3 protein-coding genes and 1 pseudogene are annotated in these 2,524 nt (G+C 42.4%); 3 read left to right on the forward strand and 1 reads right to left on the reverse strand.

The window, feature by feature from the left end:
- Positions 1-253: 4a-hydroxytetrahydrobiopterin dehydratase (locus tag VE944_RS02500; RefSeq protein ID WP_324971784.1), on the forward strand; the 253-nt coding region annotated here is incomplete at its 5' end.
- Between the two features lie 126 nt (positions 254-379).
- On the opposite strand, the pseudogene VE944_RS34050 reads toward VE944_RS02500, so the two are convergent.
- Positions 380-817: pseudogene (locus VE944_RS34050) on the reverse strand (helix-turn-helix domain-containing protein).
- 93 nt (positions 818-910) lie between these two features.
- On the opposite strand from VE944_RS34050, the gene VE944_RS02510 reads away from it, so the two are divergent.
- Positions 911-1,057: a hypothetical protein gene (locus VE944_RS02510; protein WP_324971786.1), complete on the forward strand. Its 147-nt coding sequence runs from the start codon at positions 911-913 to the stop codon at positions 1,055-1,057.
- Positions 1,057-2,019: a protochlorophyllide reductase gene (locus tag VE944_RS02515; protein ID WP_324971789.1), complete on the forward strand. Its 963-nt coding sequence runs from the start codon at positions 1,057-1,059 to the stop codon at positions 2,017-2,019. The genes VE944_RS02510 and VE944_RS02515 overlap by 1 nt, the downstream gene beginning before the upstream one ends.
- Positions 2,020-2,524: the final 505 nt, after the last annotated feature.

The raw sequence follows: 2,524 nt of genomic DNA on the forward strand, positions 1-2,524 counted from the left end.
TAAAGTGCGTGTTGAAATTTTTCGCCAGTACAACTTCAAAACTTTCCGCCATGCCATCGAATTCATGAATCAGGTTGCGCCCGGGTGTGATATTGCACTCCACCATCCTCGATGGGAAAATGTTTGGCGAACAGTTAGAGTATATCTAACAAGTTGGGACATTGGTCATCAAATCTCAGATCGAGATATTCAGTTAGCAAAATATTTTGATAAAGCTTTTTATGATTTTCCTGGAGCAAAGCTAGATAGCTAGGCTATAACCAAAAGTTGAAAACGCTTTATATTCAAGCTGGTTTTAAAGATGAGATTGCAGTCATAATTGATCAAGATGGGAAATCGAACTGAGTGATTGCCTGTCACCCATAATTTAAATTGAGGCTTAAATAAATAGGCTAGGTGAAACCTTGAAGTAATCACCAAGTATTCTGGCTTGTGCCTTGCTAATCGAACGCTTACCATTACAGCGCTTCCGGCTATTATGCAATATAGTTTTCTCTTTGCCCCTCCCCTATCATTGCTTTCAGCTTTTAGGATGTACCTCATAGCTGCCGGAAGTGCTGTAACAACTTCAGACACCACACCGCTCGATCCAATAACGCCTACCAAATCAGCTTGACGGGTTCCACTTGCTTCCATGATGTGTTGAAGTATCTCATGAGGCACGGATAAATCCATCGGGTAGTTCTGTGTTTCATATACTTCAATCAGCTTCACCAGCAATTTATATAGAACTCGCTGCTCTGGAGTGCGATTTTTTGCAAAGGTTTAGACGCTCTACCACTCTCAATATACGTTCGTATTCGTCTTCCGTTTCAATTACCTTGGGAGCAACTTCAGCTACTAGATTTCAATAAGCAGTTTCGTCAAAAGTAAAAGTCATTTTTCCATTTGCCTTTATCGTATTCAGTATATGAGTCTCTCAAAACGAGAGCAAAAAATTAAGAGTACTTATTTGGAGTACGGGTTAGTTCAGGTTAATCCAGCATTGAAAAAGCTGGTGACAATGATGGCTCACTGGTGTGAGATCCTAGAGACAGTCAATGGAGGCTCAACATAATGGAACAACATCACAAGCCAACGGTTATAATCACAGGTGCCTCTTCAGGGGTCGGTTTGTACGCTGCCAAGGCTCTTGCTGAAAGAGGATGGTATGTAGTAATGGCTTGTAGGGATATAGCGAAGGCTCAACTTGCAGCCCAATCTGTAGGAATCCCGCATCAGGGTAGCTACACTATCATGCATATCGATCTTGGCTCTTTAGAAAGCGTTCGACAATTTGTGAATAACTTTCGAGCAAGCGGCAACTCTCTAGATGCTTTGGTGTGCAATGCTGCAATTTATATGCCCTTAATAAAGGAGCCTTTACGCAGTCCAGAAGGTTACGAGTTAACTGTCACCACAAATCACCTTGGACATTTCCTTTTGTGCAACCTAATGCTAGAGGATCTGAAGAAGTCATCTTCAGAGCCAAGGCTCGTAATTTTAGGAACTGTCACCCACAATCCAGACGAACTGGGTGGGAAGATTCCGCCGCGTCCCGACTTGGGCGATTTGCAAGGGTTTGCAGAAGGATTTAAAGAGCCAATCTCAATGATTGACGGCAAGAAGTTTGAACCCGTCAAAGCTTACAAAGACAGCAAGGTTTGCAACGTGCTGACTATGCGGGAACTGCATCGGCGCTATCACGAGTCAACAGGTATCGCCTTCAGCTCTCTCTATCCGGGATGTGTTGCAGAAACGCCGCTATTTAGAAACCACTATCCTTTATTTCAGAAAATCTTCCCATTATTCCAGAAGTACATCACTGGGGGATATGTGTCTCAGGAGTTGGCAGGAGAACGGGTTGCTGCGGTAGTTGCCGAACCTGAATACAATCAATCTGGTGCTTATTGGAGTTGGGGAAATCGCCAGAAGAAAGATGGCAAGTCCTTTGTTCAAAAGGTCTCTCCTCAAGCCCGCGATGATGAAAAAGGCGATCGCATGTGGGAACTAAGCGCAAAGTTGGTTGGAATTGCGTAATAGAAGAGGATTTGGCCTTAACCCTGTGCATGATTGATCAATCTATTTTTTTGAATGAATTGGCATTATGTGCAAGTAAACAATAGGTTGAGGTGATTATTACGTCACCTCTGACTTAATTGATAGTTTCACTCTACATAGCTAATAGGTTACGCCGTTGTAGCGTTAGTGCGATGTCTATGACGGGCTATGTCTAAGCATTCTTCCAGACTACAATCACAGTAAAGATATACGAAAAATTATCTAAACATTTTCTATGAAAACTGCCAATACCTCTTGATTTCCTAATTCGTTGACTTATACCCGGAAAAGATGTATAATTACATTCGCATAGAAGGGGAGTAGCTGCTGGCCAAAAAAATTAAAAGCCAGTACATCTGAATCAACATACTGGCGATGAGCCTGGTTCAGATGGCAAGTAATCAATATTTGAAAGCGAGACCTTCACTAAGTTCACACCGAAAAGTGTAAACTTGGTGAGGTCTTTTGGTTCTCATCAAGCTTC

Source organism: Nostoc sp. (assembly GCF_035638895.1).
In the GTDB taxonomy this organism is placed as follows: Bacteria; Cyanobacteriota; Cyanobacteriia; order Cyanobacteriales; family Nostocaceae; genus Nostoc.

Excerpts from the sequence above, each read along its gene's own strand:
- VE944_RS02510 (WP_324971786.1), top strand. The coding sequence starts at position 911 with ATGAGTCTCTCAAAACGAGAGCAAAAAATTAAGAGTACTTATTTGGAG.
- VE944_RS02515 (WP_324971789.1), top strand. The coding sequence starts at position 1,057 with ATGGAACAACATCACAAGCCAACGGTTATAATCACAGGTGCCTCTTCA.